Below are 19,736 nucleotides of genomic sequence, written 5' to 3' on the forward strand. Positions count from 1 at the left end.
GCCCGCCATGGTTCCCCGGCCCCTCGCCGTCGCCTCCCGGCGGTGCGCTACTATTGCCCGCGATGCGTACTGCGTTCTGGTTTTGGTATGGCGACGGACCCGTGGGTCGGACCGTTCGCCTCCAGATGCTGCGCTAGACAGCCAGGCGAACGTGAAGGCCCCGGGTCCGGACAACGGACTCGGGGCCTTTCGTTTTCCCGGAACTTCCACCGGATCAGCGAAGGAGAGACATGGTCATCGTCATGGGCCCCGACGCCACACAGGGCGACATCGAGGCGATCGTGGAGATCATCGGCACCGCGGGCGGCGACGCCTTCGTCAGCCGTGGCGTCAGCCGTACGATCATCGGCCTCGTGGGCGACGTGGAGCAGTTCGGCGCGCTCAACCTGAAGGGCATGCGCGGAGTCGCCGAGGTGATGAGGGTGACGGCCCCCTACAAGCTCGTCAGCCGGGACAACCACCCCGAGCGCTCCACGGTCAGGGTCGGCGGCGTGCCGATCGGGCCGGGCCTGGTCACCCTGATCGCCGGCCCGTGCGCGGTCGAGACGCCGCAGCAGACGCTCGACGCGGCGCTCATGGCCAAGGCCGCGGGGGCGACCCTGCTGCGCGGTGGCGCCTACAAGCCCCGCACCTCCCCCTACGCCTTCCAAGGGCTGGGCGAGGCGGGCCTGCGCATCCTCGCCGACGTGCGCGAGCAGACCGGGCTGCCCATCGTGACCGAGGTCGTGGACGCCCACGACGTCGAACTTGTCGCCTCCTACGCGGACATGTTGCAGATCGGCACCCGCAACGCGCAGAACTTCGCGCTGCTGCAGGCGGTCGGCGGGATCGGCAAGCCGGTCATGCTCAAGCGCGGCATGAACGCCACCATCGAGGAGTGGCTGATGGCGGCCGAGTACATCGCCCAGCGCGGCAACCTCGACATCGTGCTGTGCGAGCGCGGCATCCGCACCTTCGAGACGGCCACCCGCAACACCCTTGACGTCTCCGCGGTTCCGGTGGCCCAGCGGCTTTCCCACCTGCCGGTCATCATCGACCCGTCCCACTCGGGCGGACGGCGTGACCTTGTGCTCCCGCTGACCCGCGCGGCCATCGCCGTCGGGGCGGACGGAGTGATCATCGATGTGCACCCGCAGCCCGAGCTGGCCCTGTGCGACGGCCCGCAGGCACTGGTCCAGAGTGATCTTGAGGAGCTCTCCGAGGTGATGCGCGCCCTGCCCCCGCTGCTCGGCAAGACGGCGACCGGCGACGCCCTCGCCACCGCCTGACGACCACCGGCGAGTACGGCCCGACCCGTGGGCCGTACTCGCCAGTAGCATCGTACTCACCGGTAATTAAGTAGGAACACCCAGGCGTCACGGCCGGCGGCCGGGGATCGTTGGGGCATGACCAAGACGATCCAGCCACGGCACACCGGCGCCTTCTACATCCAGTCGGTCCTGTCCTTCTGCGTCTCCGTCTCGGCGGTCGCCATCGGAGTCGCCTACCTCCCGGTCGAGGCCTGGGTTCGCGCCTTCCTCGGCATCGGCGTCCTGTACGTCGTCACCTCGGCCTTCACCCTGGCCAAGTGCGTGCGCGACCGTCAGGAACTGACCGACGTCACCAGCCGCGTCGACCGGGCGCGGCTGGAGAAGCTCCTGACGGAGCACGACCCCTTCAAGCCCGTCTGAGGCCTCACACCTGCAGCTTGTACTCCTGCAGGGAACCGGCCAGCTGCACGGCGAGCTCCTCGGCGTCCAGGCGCCGCTCGATCTGCTTCAGATCGGCGATCTTGGCGGCGGTCTCCGCCCTGCGGGGCGCCAGGAGCGTGCAGCAGTCCTCGTCGGGCAGCTCGGAGATCTGCAGGGTGCCGATGCGGCGGGCCTCCGCCATGATCTCCGTCTTGTCGAGGCCGATGAGCGGGCGCAGGATCGGCATGTCGACCGCGTCGTCCTGGGCGGTGATGTTCTGCAGCGTCTGGGAGGAGACCTGCCCCAGCGAGTCGCCGGTGACCAGCGCCCCGGCCCTGAGGCGGCGGGCGACCTCCTCCGCGGTCTTGAGCATCAGGCGCCGCTGGGAGATGACCGCCAGCCGCTCCTGGCCCGAGGCCTTGATGGACTGCTGGGCCTTGCCGAAGGGGACGACCCACAGGCGGGACCTGCCCTGGAACTTGTCCAGCGCCCTGGCCAGGGCGTACGCCTTGTAGATCGACTCCGAGGTGGTGAACGGGATGCCGGAGAAGTGCAGGAAGTCCACCCGCAGGCCCCGGCGCATCATCCGGTAGGCCGCGACCGGGGAGTCGATGCCGCCGGACATCAGCACCAGGCCCCTGCCGCTGGTGCCGACCGGCAGCCCGCCCTGGCCCGGCTGCCCGCCGGTGAAGACGAAGACCTCGTCACGGTCGACCTCGATGGAGACCACGAGCTGCGGGTTCTTCAGGTCGACCGGCAGGCCGTAGATGTCGTTGAGCTCGCCGCCCACGGTCCGGTCGAGCTGCATCGAGGTCAGCGGGAAGCGCTTGTCGCGACGGCGTGAGCGGACCGCGAAGGAGACGCCCCGCCGGACGTCCTCCCGGTCGGCGAGCAGTTCGATCGCCGCCTTGGTGACCGCAGAGGGGTCCTTGGCGACCCGCCACGCGCGGTGGATCCAGACCAGGCCGGGCACGTTCCCGACGCGCTCGGCGACCGCGTCGGCCCGTTCGACCCCCGAGCCCTCCGGCAGGAAGAGCGCGATGACTCCGTGACGCTGCCGCAGATCGACCTTGAAGTCCAGGTCCTTGACGGAGGCCTTGATGTTGGACTGCAGGGTGCGTTCGAAGAGCTCGCGGTTGTTTCCCTTGAGGACGACCTCGCCCAGTTTGAGCAGAACGCAGGGCTCGCCCAAGGCCGACATCGTCATGGCGTAACCTCCGGTGGAACTTCGAGGGGAAAAGGGGCGCACGGCACCGCCGTCACGCGGCGGGAGCCCTCAGGACCGCGCCACAACGCCAAGTGTCGCGCGTTACCTGATAAAGACAACTCACTTTAGTCGCCCCCGGGACCGTCGAGCCCCCTCTCGATGGCGTAACGGATCAGCTGGGCCCGGTTGTGCAGCTGGAGCTTGTTCAGGGTGTTCTGGACGTGGTTCTGCACGGTCCTGTGCGACAGGACCAGACGCTCGGCGATCTGCCGGTAGGACAGTCCCTTGGCGACCAGGCGGAGCACCTGCGTCTCCCGCTCGGTCAGCCGGGGGCCGTCCGCGGGGACCGGCTGGGCGGCCAGCCTGCGGTACTCCCCCAGCACGAGCCCGGCCAGGCCCGGGGTGAAGACCGCGTCGCCCTGCGCGGTACGGCTGACCGCGTCGAGGAACTCCTGCCTGCTCGCCGACTTGAGCAGGTATCCGGAGGCTCCCGCCTTGACCGCCTCAAGCACGTCCTCCTGCTCGCCGCTGGCCGACAGCACCAGGATGCGGGGCTGGGGGTCGTGCGCCGCCAGCCGCCTGGCCACCTCGACCCCGGACAGGTCCGGCAGCCGCAGGTCGAGGACGACCAGTTCGGGCCTGACCGCGGCCGCGGCCCTGAGCGCCTGAGCGCCCTCGCCGACCGTCGCCACGACCTCGTATCCCGCCTCGGTGAGGTCCCTGGCCACGCCGTCCCGCCACATCGGGTGGTCGTCAACCACCATCACGCGCATCCGCCAAGCCTAGACCGGACGGGGACGGACATCTCGATCTCCGTCCCCTCGCCGGGGGACGACATGATCGTGACCGTGCCGCCCAAATCGGTGACGCGGCCCCTGATGGACTGGGCGACGCCGAGCCGCCCGGCCGCGGCGGCCTCCTCAAGGCGTCCGGCGGGGATGCCCGGCCCCTCGTCCCTGACCGTGACGGTGATCAGGCCGTCGTCACTCTCGGCGAAGACCCAGGCGGGGGCGTGCGGGCCGCAGTGCCCCGCCACGTTGTCCAGGGCGGCGCCGACCGCCGCGGCCAGCTCCCTCGCGACGGTCTCGGGCAGGGACATGGGGGTCGCGGGGACCGAGACGGTCACCGAGGCCGAGCCGTACGCCTGGAGCAGGACGCGCAGGTCGGCGACGCCGTCGCGGGGCGGCTCGGGGCGGAGCCTGACGAGCTCGCGCAGCGCGGCCTCCTGCTCGCCCGCGAGCCTGCCCAGCTCGGCGGCCTCCCCGCCGATCTCCTGGCCCCTGCGCTGGACCAGCGCCAGCACCTGCAGCACCGAGTCGTGGATGTCCCTGGCGATCCTGTCCCGCTCGCGCCCCGCGGCCTCGATCTCGATGGCCCGTTGCAGGCGCGCCTCGGCCCTCCTGGCGAGCTGGGCGACGTGCCCCACCAGGACCCCGGCGAGGAAGAGCAGCACGCTGCCGTTGATCGGCAGGTTCTCGAAGCCGACACCGGATCCGCGCAGGTCGTGCAGCCACAGGTCGGCCACTGAGACGACCAGGGCCGCGACCGCCCCGGCGCGGCGCCCGCCGTACACGCCCCAGGCCAGTACGGCGCCGCCCATCCAGGTGCCGGTCACCGGCAGGCTGCCCGTCCGGTAGGCGCCCTGGACCAGCGGGGTGGCCAGCAGGCAGCCGAGCGTCACGACCATGTCGGCGGCCAGCAGCGTACGGCCGCGCAGTTCGGGTGAGGAGTAGGCGAAGGTCGCCACCGCGCTCCACAGCGCCATGACGCAGATCACCAGCCAGCCGGTCACCGGGTGGGCGTATCCGCCCGCGCGCAGCAGCAACAGGACCGCGTAGACCAGGGAGGCGACGCGGAAGACCGCGATGACCCGCCAGAACGGACCCTCTATCCCCGTCACTCCTGGACCTTATCGCCACCCGCAACCCTCCCTTCTCTCCCACGAAACCCCCTCTTTTACGCACAACGACCAACAACTGTCATAATCCAACAAATCACCCACTGACTCAGAAATTGGAACATGTCCCACGTAGACCACTTCTCATATGGCCTGGTCACCCCCATCGCGGCCTATATCGTCTCGACCATCGGGTGCATGCTGGGCCTGGCGCTCACCGCCAAGGCACGGGCCGCGACCGGGCCCGCGCGGGCGCGCTGGCTGGTCGGAGGAGCCCTCTCCATCGGGGGCACCGGCATCTGGGTCATGCACTTCGTCGCCATGATGGGCTTCACGGTCGGCGGCAACCCCATCCGCTACGACGTGCTCCTGACGAGCGTCTCCATGCTCCTGGCGGTCGTCATCGTCGGCGGCGGGCTCTTCCTGGTCTCCTCGAAGAACTACAGCGCGTCCCGGCTGGTGGTCAGCGGCATGGTCACCGGAGTCGGCGTGGCCGGGATGCACTATCTCGGCGTGTCCGCGATGAACATGTCGGCGACCGTCTACTACGACGTGACGCTGATCGCCCTGTCGGTCGTCATCGCCATGGTCGCCTCGACCGTGGCGCTCTGGTTCAGCGTCAAGACGGACGGGACGCTCGCCACCGCGGGCGCGGCCCTCATCATGGGTGTCGCGGTGTGCGGCATGCACTACGTCGGGATGTTCGCGATGGAGGTGCGCCCCCGCATCTCCCTGACGCCCGTCGACGGCGCGCGCGGCATCGACTTCATGCTGCCGGTCCTGGGAGCGGTCAGCCTGCTGACGCTGGGCCTGCTGCTCGCCGTCATCCTGGCGCCCTCCGAGCAGGAGATGCGTACGGACGCCGAACTGCTGGCCCAGCTGGAGAACCGCCGCACCACCGCGCGTCACGCCGCGACCGCGACCGCGGCGAGCGCCCCCGCCGCGCAGAACACCGTGCAGAACACCGGGCAGAACGCCCCCGCCGAGCAGCGACGTCCCTCCCTGTTCGACGCCCAGGACAGGTGATGTACGGCTTGCGCCCGGACGGGCCGCTGCTGAGGCGCAAGCCGTACATGGAGAGGTAGCGGATCGTCGCGCATCCGCGGCCCGACGGTATGCCCGGGGGGTTGCAGAACGTTTGCAGGCCGATACAAGGCGTGGGCGGCGCCCCGTCACCGGTGCGCCGCCCGTCGATCCCGCCGGTTTCCCGGCCCGTCAGCCGAAGAAGACCTCGGCCTCCTCGTAACGGCTGACCGGCACGGTCTTCAGCTCTCTGGTCGCCTCGTCGAGGCCGACGGTGACCACGTCCGTGCCGCGCAGCGCGACCATGGTCCCGAAGCGCCCCTCGTGCACCGCGTCGATGGCGTGCAGCCCGAACCGGGTGGCCAGCACCCGGTCGAAGGCCGTGGGTGTGCCGCCGCGCTGGATGTGCCCGAGGACCGTGGTCCTGGCCTCCTTGCCGGTGCGCTTCTCGATCTCCTTGGCGAGCATCTCGCCGATGCCGCCGAGGCGGACGTGCCCGAAGGAGTCGAGTTCGTTCGCCTGCAGGGTCATCTGCCCCTCGATCGGGTGCGCGCCCTCCGCGACCACGATGATCGGCGCGTAACGGGTCTTGAAGCGTGACTCCACATAGGCGCAGACCCGGTCGATGTCGAAGGGCTTCTCCGGGATGAGGATGACGTTCGCCCCGCCCGCCATGCCCGCGTGCAGGGCGATCCAGCCCGCGTGACGGCCCATGACCTCGCAGATCAGGGCACGGTGATGGGACTCGGCGGTGGTGTGCAGCCGGTCGATCGCCTCGGTCGCGATGTTGACCGCGGTGTCGAAGCCGAAGGTGTAGTCGGTCGCGTTGAGGTCGTTGTCGATGGTCTTGGGCACTCCGACGACGTTGACGTCCTTGTCGAAGAGCTGCTTGGCGACGCCGAGGGTGTCCTCGCCGCCGATGGCGATGAGCGCGTCGACCCCGGTGGCGGCGAGGTTGTCCTTGATTCGCTCGACACCGCCGTCGATCTTGATCGGGTTGGTCCGCGACGAGCCGAGGATCGTCCCGCCGCGTGGCAGGATGCCACGGACCGCCTGGACGTCCAACGGCATGGTCTCGCCTTCGAGCGGCCCTCGCCACCCGTCACGGAAACCGACGAACTCGTGACCGTAGACACTCACGCCCTTGCGCACTGCGGCGCGGATAACGGCGTTGAGGCCGGGGCAGTCGCCGCCCCCGGTAAGCACTCCAATACGCATGGCATCCTCCGGTGGTGGTTCCGAGGCAAGACGGCCAGACTTAAATGGGGTGACGCGGCCGGCGGTCGAGGGATTTTCGGACGCCGACGCAACGCATTCTGCCTGCCGACACGCCAATGGTCTAGACCAAATCGAAGGAGTCCCTCATATGTCGGTTCTCGCCATCGACGCCGGGACGACCGGGGTCACCGCGCTGGTCGTGACCGAGGACGGCCGGGTCGACTCCCGCGGCTACCAGGAGTTCCCTCAGTACTTCCCAGAACCGGGATGGGTCGAACACGATCCCGGGGAAATCTGGCGGGCGACCCTGGCGGCCTGTGGTATGGCGTTGGAGAGGACGGGCACGAGGCCGACATGTGTGGGGATCACCAACCAGCGCGAGACCGCGGTGGTGTGGGATTCGGACACCCTCGCCGCGCCGCGCCCGGCGATCGTCTGGCAGGACCGCCGCAGCGCGGGGATCTGCGCGCGGCTGCGCCAGGCCGGGCACGAGCCCCGCGTCAGCGCGTTGACCGGGCTTCGGCTCGACCCGTACTTCACCGCGACCAAGCTCACCTGGATCGCCGAGAACGACCCCCGCTCCTGGGCGCGGGTGCTGTCCGGCGAGGCCGTCGTCGGCACCGTCGACTCCTATCTGGTCGCGCGGCTGACCGGCGGCGCCCGGCACGTGACCGACGCCTCCAACGCCTCCCGCACGCTGCTGTACGACCTGGAGGCCGGCGGGTGGTCGGCGGAGCTGTGCGGGTTCTTCGGGGTGCCGCGCGAGGCCCTGCCGGAGATCGTCCCCAACCACGGGGTGATCGGTGTGACCGACCCGGACTCCTTCCTCGGTCTCCGCCTGCCGATCGGCGGCATGGCGGGCGACCAGCAGGCGGCGCTGTTCGGTCAGGCGTGCTTCTCCCCCGGCGACGTCAAGTGCACCTACGGCACGGGGTCGTTCGTGCTGATCAACACCGGCTCCAAGCCGGTACGGCCGGGCGGGGGGCTGCTGACGACCGTGGCGTGGCAGTCGCCCTCCGGTGAGATCACCTACGCCCTGGAGGGTTCGATCTTCGTCACCGGAGCCGCCGTGCAGTGGCTCCGCGACGGGCTCGGGCTGATCGGCCACGCGCCGGAGTCGGAGGCGCTGGCCCGTACGGTCCCCGACAGCGGCGGCGTGGTCTTCGTGCCCGCGCTGACCGGGCTCGGCGCGCCGTACTGGGACCCGGACGCCCGGGGCGCGATCCTCGGCCTCACCCGGGGCACGACCGCCGCCCACCTGGCCAGGGCGACGCTTGAGGCGATCGCGTTCGAGGTGCGCGACGTCGTCGAGGTCATGACGGGCTCGGCGGGCCTGCTGATGCCCTCGTTGAAGGCCGACGGCGGGGCCAGCGGCAACGACCTGCTCATGGAGACGCAGGCCGCCCAGCTCGGTGTGCCGGTCGAACGGCCCGCGGTCCAGGAGACCACCGCGCTCGGGGCGGCCTTCCTGGCCGGGCTCGGCACCGGTGTCTGGTCCTGCGCGGACGAGCTGCGCGAGACGTGGACCCTGGACCGGCGCTTCGAGCCCGCCGGGCGGGACGAGAAGGCTCACGAGGCCGCCGAGGCGGCCTACGCCCGCTGGCTCAAGGCCGTCGGCCGTGCCCGTTCCTGGGTGTGAACCGGTGCCGGTCGTGCCGGGCGCCGCGCGCGGCGGGGCGGTGCCCGGCCCGGTGGCGCTTCCAGCGGCTCATCGGCACGCGGTTCTTCGCGGCGTCGCGGGCGCGGTCCCGGACCTGGTCCCCGGCCCTCCGTACCGGGTTCAGGCCGAGCGCGGCGAGGTTGTCCCTGGCCGGGTGCCTGAGGGCCGCCGGGCCCTCGGCGAAGGCCCGCAGCACGTTCGTCGTCGCGGCGCGGACGAAGGCCCCGGCCCGGTCGGTGACGCCGTGGCCGCAGGCGGAGCCGCGCATCGCGCAGACCCAGCGCATCGTGCCCGTGCTGAACACGCCCGCGCCGCTCGGCGCGGTGTAGTAGGCGCTGTGCGCCGTCGTCGGCCTGCCGCTGCAGTCGACCGGGGAGACGGACAGGACCTCCATCGGGCGCGGCAGCGGCATCGTGGGCAGCACCTCGTCGGTCTCCACCCCCGCCAGGCCGGGGAAGGAGGTGCCGCGCCGTACACCGGTCCCCTCGAAGACCCAGCTGTCGGGGGTGTGGACCACGTAGGTGGCCTCCGCCGGGAAGCAGGTGTACATCGGGCCGGTCAGTGAGCTCTCCGGCTCGGTCACCCGCCAGCGGTCGGTGGTCGGGTCGACCCTGCCGTCCTTGTGGCAGATGACCAGGCGGTTGGGGCCGAGCGGCGTCGAGGCGAAGCGGATGCGCCAGTAGACGGCGTTCGCGCCGAGGAAGGCGAGGTTGACGCCCTGGTCCCGCGCGTCCTCGACCGTACGGCGCATGCCGGCCGACCAGTACTCGTCGTGCCCGAGGGAGACCAGCCCCCTGGCCCCGTCGAGGATGTGCGGGTCGTCCTCCAGTTCGAGGCTGGTGATGTAGGCCAGCGGGGCTCCGCTGTGCTCGGCCACCTCGATCGCGGGGCGCTCCATGTCGAGGAACAGCCTGGCGCCCGAGGTGTCGTAGGGACGGTCGAAGCTGACGGCCGTCGACCTGTCCTCGAAGCCGCCCGGCCCCTGGTAGAGGCTGCGCCCGCCCCAGAGGTTGTAGGCCTGCCAGGTGGTGACGCCGTTGACGACGACCAGGCGTCCCTCGGTCGAGGCCGACCGCACCGTGATCGGGACGAACCGCCTGCCGCCGGTCGAGGCCTCAAGGCGGATCAGGTAGGAGCCCTCCGGCCAGTCCGCGGTGTCGACGACCGGGCCGGGCCTCCAGTGGGCCGCGGTGACCGTGCGGGTCCCGGGGATCGTCCTGGCGGGCTCCTGGACCGTCCCCGGCAGCTTGTCCGACCGCCAGACCCTCCTGGCCCCGGCGCCGCCGTACCAGCCCATCCTGAAGGCGGTCGCGGTGTAGTGGGCGGCCGTGGTGGACACGCGCAGCCGGAAGGTCTGGCCGGGCAGCACGCTCACCTTGTCGGCGTAGCCCTCGATCTCGTGCTCGCCGCCCCTGGGGGTGGCCTGCCAGAGCGGGTCGCCCGGCTTGGCGTTCTCGGCCACGGTCGGGTTCGGCTCCGTCGCCGTCGCCGTCGCTGTCGCCGTCGCCGTCGCCGTCGCCGGGGGCGCCGTGCCCTCCAGGGCCGCCCCGGCCGCCGCGGGTGAGCCCTTCACGGGCAGCGCCCCGCCACCGGCCGGGGCGCCGGGGAGATCAGGGGCCACGGTCACGGTGCCGGACGCAGTGCCGGGCACAGTGCCAGACACGGTGCCGGCCGCGGTGCCGGACACGGTGCCGGTCGCCGGGGCGCACCCGGCGACCGCCGCGACCGTGGTGATCACAGCCAGTGTGACCGTCAGATGAGTGAACGCTCGGAACATGACATCCAGCATGATCACGGGAACCCTCCCCACCGGGGAGGCCTGTCCGTGATCGTCCGGGGACTTGGCCGGATCTTGGTCCGCACACGCCCCAGGACGTTCCAGGGCCCCTCAGGACGGTCTCAGGGCGACTTTCAGGGCAGGGTGAGCACGCACGCGGGGGTCCCGGTGGCGAACACCACGGGGTCGGGCTGCGGGACGCCGTCCTTGAGCACCAGCACGGCGACGCCGTCGGAACGCTGGTTGGCCACGTACATCCGGTTGTCGGCGATGGCGAAGTGCCTGGGCCACGACCCGCCGCAGGCGACCTCGGCGACCGGCTCCAGGGTGTGCGGGGACAGGACGGAGACCGTGTCCGGGCCCCGGTTGGCGACGTAGAGGAACCCGCCGGAGACCTCAAGGTGGGAGGGATAGTTCGTACCCGGCGCCGAGCTGGACGGGGCCGCGGCCACCTCGTTCCAGGCGTCGTCGTAGACACGGACCGTGCCGTCGAGCTCCCCTGCCACGTACCAGTGGTCCGCGAAACGGGTCATGTGCCGGGGACCCATGCCCGGCGCGAGCCGTACCGGGCCGTCGGGGTGGGGGACGACCCTGTCGTCGTCCGGGTCGGTGAGGTAGCGGCGCACCTCGTCGGCGCCCAGATCGGGCACGTAGAGGACGCCGTCGGCGCCGAAGACCGTCTGGTGGGCGTGGGAGCCGTCCCGGTAGGGGAAGGAGCACAGCTCGGTCAGCAGGCCCGCGGCCCCGACGCGGTGCACGCTCACCGTGCCGTCGCCGTAGTTGGCCACCGCGAGCAGCCTCCCCGACGGGTCGACGGACAGGTGGCAGGGGAAGGAGCCGCCGCTCGGCCGCTGCCCGAGGGGCGTGGGGGCGCCCTCGCCGAGGGCGTAGACGCCGACGGTGCCGCGCTCGCTCTCCCCGACGGTGTACAGGATCGGGAGGCGGGGGTGGACCGCGAGGAAGGAGGGCCCGCTGGCGGGCGTGGTGCCGAGCCTGGTGAGACTGCCCAGCTCGACCACGGTGATCCCCGTGCCCGATCCCCCGGTGTCGGGGGTGTATCCGCCGATGTACGCGACCTCAGCCATCATGCTCCCGTCACTGGGTCGGGCGGCCCGGGCCGCCCGAAATCTTCAACCGTTCTCGGCCAGTCTGCGAACTTAGCGCAGCGACTCGGCCCCTGGGCACCCGGCTTTTCCCGGATGCGATCCCCTGTCCCGCTCGTGGCTCCATGCCCCTCGCAAGGGCCTTCATTGACCTGGACAACGGGAAAGTTGATCGTGTCAACCATGGAGAACCTCGTCGCGCGGATACGCGCGTTCAACCACTTCTACAACGAGGTCATCGGCGCTCTCCACCGGGACATGGTCAACACCCCCTACTCCCTCACGGAGGTGAGGGTCCTGTGCGAGCTCAACCTGCGGGACCGCATGGAGACCGGCGAGCTGCGGCGGCTGCTCGAACTCGACTCCGGCTACCTCAGCCGGATGCTGGGGCGCTTCGAGACCGACGGGCTGGTCACCCGTGAGCGCTCGCCCGCCGACGCCAGGCGGCAGATCGTCGCGCTGACCGAGGCGGGCAGGATCGCGTTCACGAACGTCGACGAGCGTTCGGCCGCGCAGGTCCGGGACCTGCTCGAAGGACTGACCGAGGAGGAGCGCGACCGGCTCGCCGCGAGCATGACGACGATCAGGGAGATCCTCTCCAGGAACAGGAGCGCGGCGCCGTACGTCATCCGTCCGCCCCGGCCGGGGGATCTGGGCTGGGTCGTGCAGCGGCACGGGGTGCTCTACAGCCAGGAGTTCGGCTGGGGCCTGTGCTTCGAGGCCAGGGTCGCCAGGCTCGTGGCCGACTACGCGGAGAAGTACGACCCGAGGCGGGAGGCCTCGTGGATCGCGGAGGTCGACGGCGACCGGGTCGGCTGCGTCTTCTGCGTCCGCAGGGACGACGAGACGGCCCAGCTCAGGCTGCTGCTCGTCGAGCCCTCCGCCAGGGGGATGGGCATCGGCGGGCGGCTCGTCGACGAGTGCCTGCGCTTCGCGGGCGAGGCGGGCTACCGGCGGATCATGCTGTGCACCAGGGACGTGCTGACCGACGCCCGGCGGATCTACCGCACGGCGGGCTTCGAGCGGGTCGAGGAGCACACCATGGGCGGCGTCGTCGAGGAGACCTGGGTCATGGACCTTTAACCGGCCCCTTCCCGTATTAATTCCTTCTATTTTGATAGGTATTTTATGGAGGGAATCCGGGCATCCACGGGGAAGGAGGCGACGGTGCGGTTCCACCGGGCCGTCAGCGGGGGAAGGGGCCGGTGATCTCGTAGGTGACGCCGTCGGTGCCCGCGGCGTCGTCCCGGCGGCCGCGCTGGGAGGAGAAGTACAGGCGGGCGCCGTCCGGGGAGAGGGCGGGGCCGGTGATCTCCGAGCCGGGGTGCCCCTCGACCCGCAGGAAGGGGGCGGCCGTCCGCCCGGGACCGGCCAGGACGAGTTCCATGAGGTCCCCGGCCTCCGCGGTCTCGACGGTTTCGAGCCGTTCCCGCAGGGTGTCGTAGGCCCAGACCCGCCCGTCGTCGCCGCTGGTGAACAGGCACACCCCGGCCGAGTAGTGGCAGGCGCCTCCCCCCTGGAACCTGTGGGCCGTGTCCACCTGGTGGCGGGTCGCCTCAAGCAGCGCGGCGGGGTTGGGCACCCGCCGCCAGGCCGTCGAACCGTCGCCCGGCAGGACGCAGAGCACCTCCAGCCTGCCGGTCGTCAGGTCTCCCCAGCAGGCGGGGACGAACCGGTAGAGGCAGCCGTCCGGTTCGTCCTCCGTCAGGTAGACCACCCGGTTGACCGGGTCGCAGGCCGCGCCCGCGTGCCTGAAGCGGCCCATGGCCAGGCGCGGCATCGCGGCGCGCACGCCGTACGGGTCGCACTCGAAGACCTGCCCGCGCGCGGTCTCCTCGCACGAGAGCCAGGTCTTCCACGGGGTCGCGGCCCCGGCGCGGTTGAGGTCGGTCCCCGACAGCACGCGGTAGGCGCCGTGCACGCTCCCGTCGGGCCGGAACCTGATGGCGGTCGCGCCGCCGAGCAGCGGGATCTCCGAGTTGGACACGTAGACCCAGCCGTCCCCGTCGGGGAAGCAGGCGCCGTCGCCGGGGGCCGGGTGCCAGAGCACCCCGCCGACCCGGTGGCCGGTGCGGGCGACGACCCGGCTGGAGAAGCCCTCGGGCAGCACGACCCCGTTGGCGTCCGGGGGCCCCGGCGGGCCGTACGGGCCGGACAGCACGGCCAGGCCGCCGCGGGAGGCGTCCGCGCCGGCGGCGCCCCACCGCAGAGGTCCCGCGAAGGCCGTTCCCGGCGCGGGCTCCCCGGTGCGCACGAACGTACGGCGAAGCATCGCTCCTCCTCGTCACCTTCACGGTAGACGGCCAGTCGATCGGACCCACGTGAACAGGGCGACTCCCCCCGCTCAAACTTTGCGGAAACCGGAGAGCAAGCGTTTCCCAAAACCGGGCGTTTCATGCCCGATGTCCCCGATCACCGCCACCCGGGCGTTCACAGTGGAGATCACACCGTCGTCAGAGCGGGGGCACCGTTGAGCGAGGGACTCACGTTCGCCGATCCGGCGGCCCGGGCCGTTCCCGCCGAGGGCGGCCGCCGGGCCCTGGTCCTTCTCGACGCGCCGGACCCCTCCTCTCAGGAGGCCCCCGCGCGTCCCGACGCCCGCCTGGCGGGCGCGCTGCGCGCCGAGGGCTTCGCCGTCGAGGCCGAGTACGGCCGGGGCGCGCGGTGGGACGGCGAGCGGGTGTGGGAGTTCCTGGGTTCGGCCAGGGAGGACGACCTGCTGCTGATCCGGCTGCCCTCGGACGGCGGCTGGACGTCCAGGCAGCTGGGAGCCATGATCGGCGCGTTCGGCAGGCGGGTCGGCCGGTCACTTGCCACGGCCGTGCTGCTGGTCGTCGACTTCGGCTGGAGCGCCCTGGAGGAGACGGCCTCCCCCGTGCGGCGGCTCGCGGTCGCCGGTGAGCCCAGGATGGCCGCGGCGGCCCTGACACTGACGCTGAAGGTCGGCGAGGCGCCGAGGAGGCCCGCGCGGAGCCTGACGGACGTGATCGCGGAGGGGCTGGCGACCAGGGCCGCCGACCTCGACGGCGACGGCGTGATCACCGTCGGCGAGCTGCACGCCTACGCCCTGGAGCGCTACGCGGCGGCCTGCGCCGCCCGCGTCCCCATCCTGATCGCCTACGGCGCCGTGGCCGACGTCCCGCTGACCGGCGGTCCCGGCCCGGGCGGCGAGGGCGGCGGGGCCGTCCCCGCCGCCCTCGCGCGGGCCGCCGCGGGGCTCGGCGGCGCCGTGGCGCCCGCGTCGGGGTTCGAGGTCGTCAGGCGCGTCTACGAGCTGCACCTGAGCGAGGCGGGCAGACGGCTGCTGCGGGTGGCCTCGCTGCTGGCCGAGGACGAGTCGGTCGAGGAGGTCTTCGGCGACGCGTCCGAGCTCGGCCGGTGGGGGCTGCTCGGCGAGCGCACCACGTTCGCCCACCCGGACGTGCGGGCCTTCGGCTACTCACGGCTGACGCCCGCCGAGCGCGCGCAGACCTCCGCGCTGCTGCGCCGCAGACGGGCGGGGCTGCGGGCCGTACCGCCGAGGGCCCGGCTGACGGCCGACCGGTGGACCACGCAGGACCAGCTCGGGCACCGGCTCTACGCGGAGGCCGTGGCCGCGTTCGTCAGGCACCCGGAGACCCGGCCCCCGCTCACCATCGGCGTCAAGGGGCCGTGGGGGGCGGGCAAGACCTCCCTGATGCGGATGATCCAGGACCTGCTGGACCCGGGGGCCGCGGGGAACACCCCGGCGAGGATCCACCTGCCGGGAATCGGCCCGCCCGGCGCCCGTGCGGGCAGGACGCCGACCAACGCCGAGGTGCTCGCCCACGCGGGACGGCGCCGGGCGGAGGACGGGGAGGGCGCGGTGCGCGCGGAACCCGGCCACCTTCCCGTACGGCAGGCCGACTGGCGCCCGACCGTCTGGTTCAACCCCTGGATGTACCAGAACGGCGAGCAGGTCTGGGCCGGGCTCGCCCACGAGATCATCAGCCAGGTCACCGAGCGGCTGCCGAGGGCGGAACGGGAGCGTTTCTGGCTGCGGCTCAACCTGGCCAGGATCGACAGGGAGGCGGTCCGGCGGCGCGCCTACCGGCTGGCGCTGACCCGGCTCGCGCCGCCCGCCCTCTGCCTGGTCGCCGGGCTCGTGCTGACCGGCGCGCTGCTGGCGGCCTCGGCGCTGCTGCCCGCCGCCGGAGAGATGATCCGGCACCTCGCCGCCGCCGTCGGCACCGTGGGCTCGGCCGGTGTGCTCGGGGCGGGAGCCGTACGGCTGGCGCGGTTCTTCGGCGAGTCGGCCGACAACGCCTTCGCCGAGCTGGTGCGCAGGCCGGACCCGCTGGCCCGGGACGCGGGCGGGCTCTTCGCCGAGGCCGTGACCGGCCCCGGCTACCGGTCCAGGACCGGGTTCCTGCACCTGGTGCAGACGGACATGCGGCACGTGCTCGACCTGGTCGCCACCGAGGAACGGCCGCTCGTGGTGTTCGTCGACGACCTCGACCGGTGTTCGCCGGGGACGGTCGCGCAGGTCATCGAGGCGATCAACCTGTTCCTCGCCGGTGAGTTCCCCAACTGCGTCTTCGTGCTGGCGATGGAGCCCGAGGCGGTGGTCGCGCACGTCGAGGCCGCCTACCGGGACCTGACCGAGGCGCGGCCCGCCTCCGGGGCCGGGCTGGGGTGGCGGTTCCTGGAGAAGATCGTGCAGCTGCCGCTGAGTGTGCCGCTGCTCGACGACGCCGACCGGCTGCCCGCCTTCGTCCGGGCCCTGCTGGGCGTGCCCGACCCCGCGGAGGGGCAGGACGTGCCGTTCGTCGCGCCGCCGCGCTCCCCCGCCGACCCGCCGATCGCCGACCCGCTGCCCGGCCCGGCGGAGCCGCCGGACCCGGTCCAGGTGAGCCGTCTTGAGGAGGCGATCTGGGCGCTGCGGCCCACGGCCACGACCCTGGACGAGGCGGCGAGGCTGGCGCAGGAGAGGCTGGGCGTCGAGAGCCGTGACATGGTCGGCGGGCTGTCCTCGGCGGCGCGCGAGGCGGCCGACCGGGTCTTCGACGACCTCTACAGCGACGAGAACGCCTACCGGGCGATCGAGTTCGTGCTGCCCGCGCTGACGTTCTCCAACCCACGGCAGATCAAGCGCTACGTGAACGTCTTCCGGTTCTACTCGTTCCTGACCTACCGCCGGGCGCTGGCCGGGGCGGCGCCCGCCTCCGACGCCGAGGTCGCCAAGCTCGCGGCGCTGACCGTCAACTGGCCGCACCTGCTGTCGTCGCTGGTCACCGAGGCCGGGGGGCCGAGCGCGCTGGAGGGCCTCGAAGGCGCCGCGGGTACCGGCGACGACAGGATCTGGGAGCGGGCCGTACGGCAGGCGGGCCTGACGGGCGAGGGCCTCGGCGGCCCCCGGGACTCCTGGGGCACCGAGCTCGACGCCCTGCGCGAGCTGCTGTCGCGGCCGCATCCGATCGCGGGGCTGGCCCGTCACCTGCTCTGAACGGCCCTCAGGCCCCCTTGCCGAGGCGGGGCAGGCGGCGAATGGGCCAGGCGACGACGAGGGCCGCGGCGCAGCCAAGGGCGATCACGGCGGCGGCCAGCAGCATGTCCCTGACGCCGAACAGCGCGCTGGCGGGACCGGCGATCGCCTGGCCGAACGGGACGGCCAGGATCGACCCGGCGATCTCGTAGGCCGTCACCCGGTTGAGGCGGTCTGCGGGGATGTGGGTCTGCACGGTCGTGGCCCACTGGACGCCCCAGAACGCCCAGCCGAGGCCGCTGACTCCGTAGCCGAGCATGAGCAGCGGCAGGGAGGGGACCAGCGCCGCCGCCAGCGGCATCAGCGGGAAGAGGAACATCGCGATCGCGCCGCCGAACAGGGGACGGGAGGGGCGCAGCCTGAGCGCGGCCAGCCCGCCGAGGACGCAGCCCGCCCCGAACGCGGCCTCGGCGAAGCCGAACGCCGCCTTGCCGTGCGCGGCGATGATGGAGGCCGCGCCGAGCGGGGTGATCGGCCCCCAGACGAACACCCCCAGCACCCACCAGATCAGGATGACCCCCCACAGCCAGGACCGGGAGCGGAACTCCTTCCAGCCGGTGCGCAGGTTCTGCAGGGTCGTGGCCGACCGGTCGACCTCGAAGGCGGGCAGCCGCAGCGCCACCAGGCAGATCCCGCTGACGGCGAAGGTCGCGGCGTCGATGGCGAACACCCAGCCCGCCGAGGTCACGGCCAGGAGCGTTCCGGCGATGGCGGGACCGGCCATCGTGGACAGGCCTTCGCTCACCTTCAGCACCCCGTTGGCCTGCTGCGGGTCTGCGGCGACCTGCGGCACCAGGCTGGAGACGCCCGGCTGGAACATCGCGGTCGCCATCCCGCCGAGCACCGAGGTGACGATGACGAACCACACCGGCGGATGGCCGAGCCCCAGATAGAGCGCGAGCGAGCCCTGGATCAGGAACCGGGCCGCGTCCGAGCCGATCATCAGCGGGCGGGGGTGGAACCGGTCCGCCAGCACTCCGCCGAACACCACGAAGAGGGCGAAGGCCCCCATCCAGGCGGCCAGTGCGAACCCCGCACCGCTCACCCCGTAGCCGAGGGAGAGCATCGCGACCGAGAGGGCGACCGGGAACATCGCGTCGCCCAGCATCGACACGATGCGGGCGACGAAGTAGAGGCGGAAGTTCCTGGTCCACAGACGGGTAGAGGCCGCGACGGGGGGAAGCACGCGGGCACTGTGTCAGAAACCGGCTATTCCGACAACCCTTTTTCTTGGCGACAAACCACCCATAACCCCTAAGTCGCGCCCCATGTACGGCGGGGCGCGACCGGCCGTCCCGGACTCAGTCTCCGGAGGTGGCCGGGGCGGTGACGTGCCGGGCGATCACCTCGTCGAGCCGGGCGATCGCGGGCCGCCAGTCGGCGGGCGGTTCGTGACAGCGGGTGGCGCTCCTGCCGTGGTACTCCAGGGTGTAGGTGAAGTGGTCGGGGACGTCACAGCCCGCCGTGGAGGACGACCACGTCCTGATACGGTCCAGCCCCTGCCGCAGGGAGCCGAGCTCGGCCGGGGTGAGCCTGAAGGTCCTGGTGGGGCCCGCCGAGCCGCCGCGGGCCAGGCCGTTCCCGTCGACGACGAGCGTCTGACGGATCCCGGCGAAACCGCCGGTCTTCCGGTAGGAGATCGTCCCCCAGGGGGCCTCGGCCGCGCCGCCCCCCGGAACGCCGGCCCGCGCGGGCACCGGGCCCATCGTCGCCGCCGCCAGGATCGCGGCGGCGAGCAGGTGTCTCACCATGACGTCTCCCTTCGTCGATGTGGAACGTTCCATGGTTTCGTCGGGAACCCCGGGACAAGGCTCTCGGCGACGACCGCAGAAGACCATCCGCCGCGCCGGTCACCCCCGGATCGCCGCGAGCGCCAGGACGGCCCCCACCCGAGACCGCGACCCCGCGGACGTGTCGCACGGTGGAGGAGATCCTTCGACGGACCTGCCCGCGGAACGACTCCGCACACCGACCGCCGCCGATCTCCCGGCCGCCCCCTACGGCCCCGGCCCTGTTTTCCAGGCGGGAATTCCCCCGGCCGGGGAAAGGCGCGTTTCCCGATGCCCCCGAGTGGCCGAGGCGTCGTCGAAGACGAGATCCGGACCGCCCGGCGACCATCGAGTCGCCCGTGGCGAACTGGCGAAACGCCCCGACCGCCCTTCGGATAACCGCCCGCCCGGAATGCCTTTCCGGGCGGGCGAAAATCCGGTCGGATATTCGGGAAAACCGGCCTACCGGAAAGCGTTCCCTCCCCGCCGAAAACGTCATGTCACGAGCCTTCACGGGATCTTTTCACCACCGTGTCGATTACTCACAGTCACAACAGGCAAGCCGAAAGTAAGGAAAAGAGCTGCTTTTACCCCTCTTGCGATGGCCGGATTCGGCGATCTATGGTTCTCCCCGAAAACGACAACCGTTTTCACCGTCGAAAGGAGAACCATGAACACGGATCTCGGCTTCGAGGAGCTGACCTCCGCGGCGGCGCTGCCCGCCTTGCAGGGACCGGGCACCAACGCCCTCGTCCACACACCGTTCGGCTTCGAGGAGCTGGCTCCCGCCACGGCGCTGCCCGCTCTCCAGGGGCCGGGCACCAACGCCCTCGTCCACACACCGTTCGGCTTCGAGGAGCTGGCTCCCGCCACGGCGCTGCCCGCTCTCCAGGGGCCGGGCACCAACGC

16 protein-coding genes are annotated in these 19,736 nt (G+C 71.9%); 7 read left to right on the forward strand and 9 right to left on the reverse strand.

Annotated features, from left to right (window positions below; translation table 11 throughout):
• Positions 1 to 230 precede the first annotated feature (230 nt).
• Positions 231 to 1,268: a 3-deoxy-7-phosphoheptulonate synthase gene (aroF, locus tag ABZ463_RS22825; protein WP_352008916.1), complete on the forward strand. Its 1,038-nt coding sequence runs from the start codon at positions 231 to 233 to the stop codon at positions 1,266 to 1,268.
• 117 nt (positions 1,269 to 1,385) lie between these two features.
• Positions 1,386 to 1,670 carry a YiaA/YiaB family inner membrane protein gene (locus ABZ463_RS22830; protein ID WP_184714681.1) on the forward strand — a complete coding sequence of 95 codons (285 nt, stop codon included), beginning with the start codon at positions 1,386 to 1,388 and terminating at the stop codon, positions 1,668 to 1,670.
• A gap of 4 nt (positions 1,671 to 1,674) precedes the next feature.
• Here ABZ463_RS22830 and thiI read toward each other — a convergent pair whose 3' ends face one another.
• The 3 genes from thiI to ABZ463_RS22845 form a co-directional block, all read right to left on the reverse strand.
• Positions 1,675 to 2,877, reverse strand: a complete 1,203-nt coding sequence (gene thiI / locus ABZ463_RS22835) for a tRNA uracil 4-sulfurtransferase ThiI (RefSeq protein ID WP_352008915.1) — start codon at positions 2,875 to 2,877, stop codon at positions 1,675 to 1,677.
• 125 nt (positions 2,878 to 3,002) lie between these two features.
• Entirely contained in the window at positions 3,003 to 3,641 is a 639-nt protein-coding gene (locus ABZ463_RS22840) for a response regulator transcription factor (RefSeq protein WP_352009455.1), read from the reverse strand.
• On the reverse strand, positions 3,641 to 4,777 hold the full coding sequence (locus ABZ463_RS22845) for a DUF5931 domain-containing protein (protein ID WP_352008914.1): 1,137 nt from the start codon (positions 4,775 to 4,777) through the stop codon (positions 3,641 to 3,643). The genes ABZ463_RS22840 and ABZ463_RS22845 overlap by 1 nt, the downstream gene beginning before the upstream one ends.
• Positions 4,778 to 4,897: 120 nt before the next feature.
• On the opposite strand from ABZ463_RS22845, the gene ABZ463_RS22850 reads away from it, so the two are divergent.
• The gene (locus tag ABZ463_RS22850; RefSeq protein ID WP_362778667.1) at positions 4,898 to 5,800 is read left to right on the forward strand and encodes an MHYT domain-containing protein; all 903 of its coding nucleotides are present in this window, start codon (positions 4,898 to 4,900) and stop codon (positions 5,798 to 5,800) included.
• 189 nt (positions 5,801 to 5,989) lie between these two features.
• Here the strand turns inward: ABZ463_RS22850 and ABZ463_RS22855 are convergent, their stop codons facing one another.
• A complete protein-coding gene (locus ABZ463_RS22855; protein ID WP_352008912.1) occupies positions 5,990 to 7,015 on the reverse strand; it encodes a 6-phosphofructokinase in 1,026 nt (341 codons plus the stop codon).
• 148 nt (positions 7,016 to 7,163) lie between these two features.
• Here ABZ463_RS22855 and glpK point away from each other — a divergent pair, with 148 nt between their 5' ends.
• Positions 7,164 to 8,654 (forward strand): glycerol kinase GlpK, encoded by a 1,491-nt coding sequence (gene glpK, locus ABZ463_RS22860; protein WP_352008911.1) that lies wholly within the window; start codon positions 7,164 to 7,166, stop codon positions 8,652 to 8,654.
• Here glpK and ABZ463_RS22865 read toward each other — a convergent pair.
• Both ABZ463_RS22865 and ABZ463_RS22870 read right to left on the reverse strand, forming a co-directional pair.
• The gene (locus tag ABZ463_RS22865; RefSeq protein ID WP_362778670.1) at positions 8,620 to 10,452 is read right to left on the reverse strand and encodes a N,N-dimethylformamidase beta subunit family domain-containing protein; all 1,833 of its coding nucleotides are present in this window, start codon (positions 10,450 to 10,452) and stop codon (positions 8,620 to 8,622) included. The two genes, glpK and ABZ463_RS22865, sit on opposite strands and share 35 nt — an antisense overlap.
• A 134-nt stretch (positions 10,453 to 10,586) precedes the next feature.
• Positions 10,587 to 11,537: a beta-propeller fold lactonase family protein gene (locus ABZ463_RS22870; protein WP_362778673.1), complete on the reverse strand. Its 951-nt coding sequence runs from the start codon at positions 11,535 to 11,537 to the stop codon at positions 10,587 to 10,589.
• Between the two features lie 201 nt (positions 11,538 to 11,738).
• Between ABZ463_RS22870 and ABZ463_RS22875 the strand changes: the two genes are divergently transcribed.
• A complete protein-coding gene (locus ABZ463_RS22875; protein WP_362778675.1) occupies positions 11,739 to 12,638 on the forward strand; it encodes a helix-turn-helix domain-containing GNAT family N-acetyltransferase in 900 nt (299 codons plus the stop codon).
• Positions 12,639 to 12,741: 103 nt separating this feature from the next.
• Here ABZ463_RS22875 and ABZ463_RS22880 read toward each other — a convergent pair whose 3' ends face one another.
• Complete coding sequence (locus tag ABZ463_RS22880) at positions 12,742 to 13,827, reverse strand: alkaline phosphatase PhoX (RefSeq protein WP_352008907.1); 1,086 nt, start codon at positions 13,825 to 13,827, stop codon at positions 12,742 to 12,744.
• 198 nt (positions 13,828 to 14,025) lie between these two features.
• On the opposite strand from ABZ463_RS22880, the gene ABZ463_RS22885 reads away from it, so the two are divergent.
• Positions 14,026 to 17,019 (forward strand): P-loop NTPase fold protein, encoded by a 2,994-nt coding sequence (locus ABZ463_RS22885; protein ID WP_362778678.1) that lies wholly within the window; start codon positions 14,026 to 14,028, stop codon positions 17,017 to 17,019.
• A 7-nt stretch (positions 17,020 to 17,026) separates the two neighbouring features.
• Here the strand turns inward: ABZ463_RS22885 and ABZ463_RS22890 are convergent, their stop codons facing one another.
• Positions 17,027 to 18,244, reverse strand: coding sequence for an MFS transporter (locus tag ABZ463_RS22890; protein ID WP_362778682.1), 1,218 nt, complete (start codon positions 18,242 to 18,244; stop codon positions 17,027 to 17,029).
• A gap of 115 nt (positions 18,245 to 18,359) precedes the next feature.
• A complete protein-coding gene (locus tag ABZ463_RS22895) occupies positions 18,360 to 18,809 on the reverse strand; it encodes a hypothetical protein (RefSeq protein ID WP_362778685.1) in 450 nt (149 codons plus the stop codon).
• Positions 18,810 to 19,497: 688 nt separating this feature from the next.
• On the opposite strand from ABZ463_RS22895, the gene ABZ463_RS22900 reads away from it, so the two are divergent.
• On the forward strand, positions 19,498 to 19,736 hold a 239-nt coding region (locus ABZ463_RS22900; RefSeq protein WP_362778688.1), incomplete at its 3' end, for a streptamidine-related RiPP repeat protein.

The organism is Streptosporangium sp. NPDC020145 (assembly GCF_040631275.1).
Lineage (GTDB): Bacteria > Actinomycetota > Actinomycetes > Streptosporangiales > Streptosporangiaceae > Streptosporangium.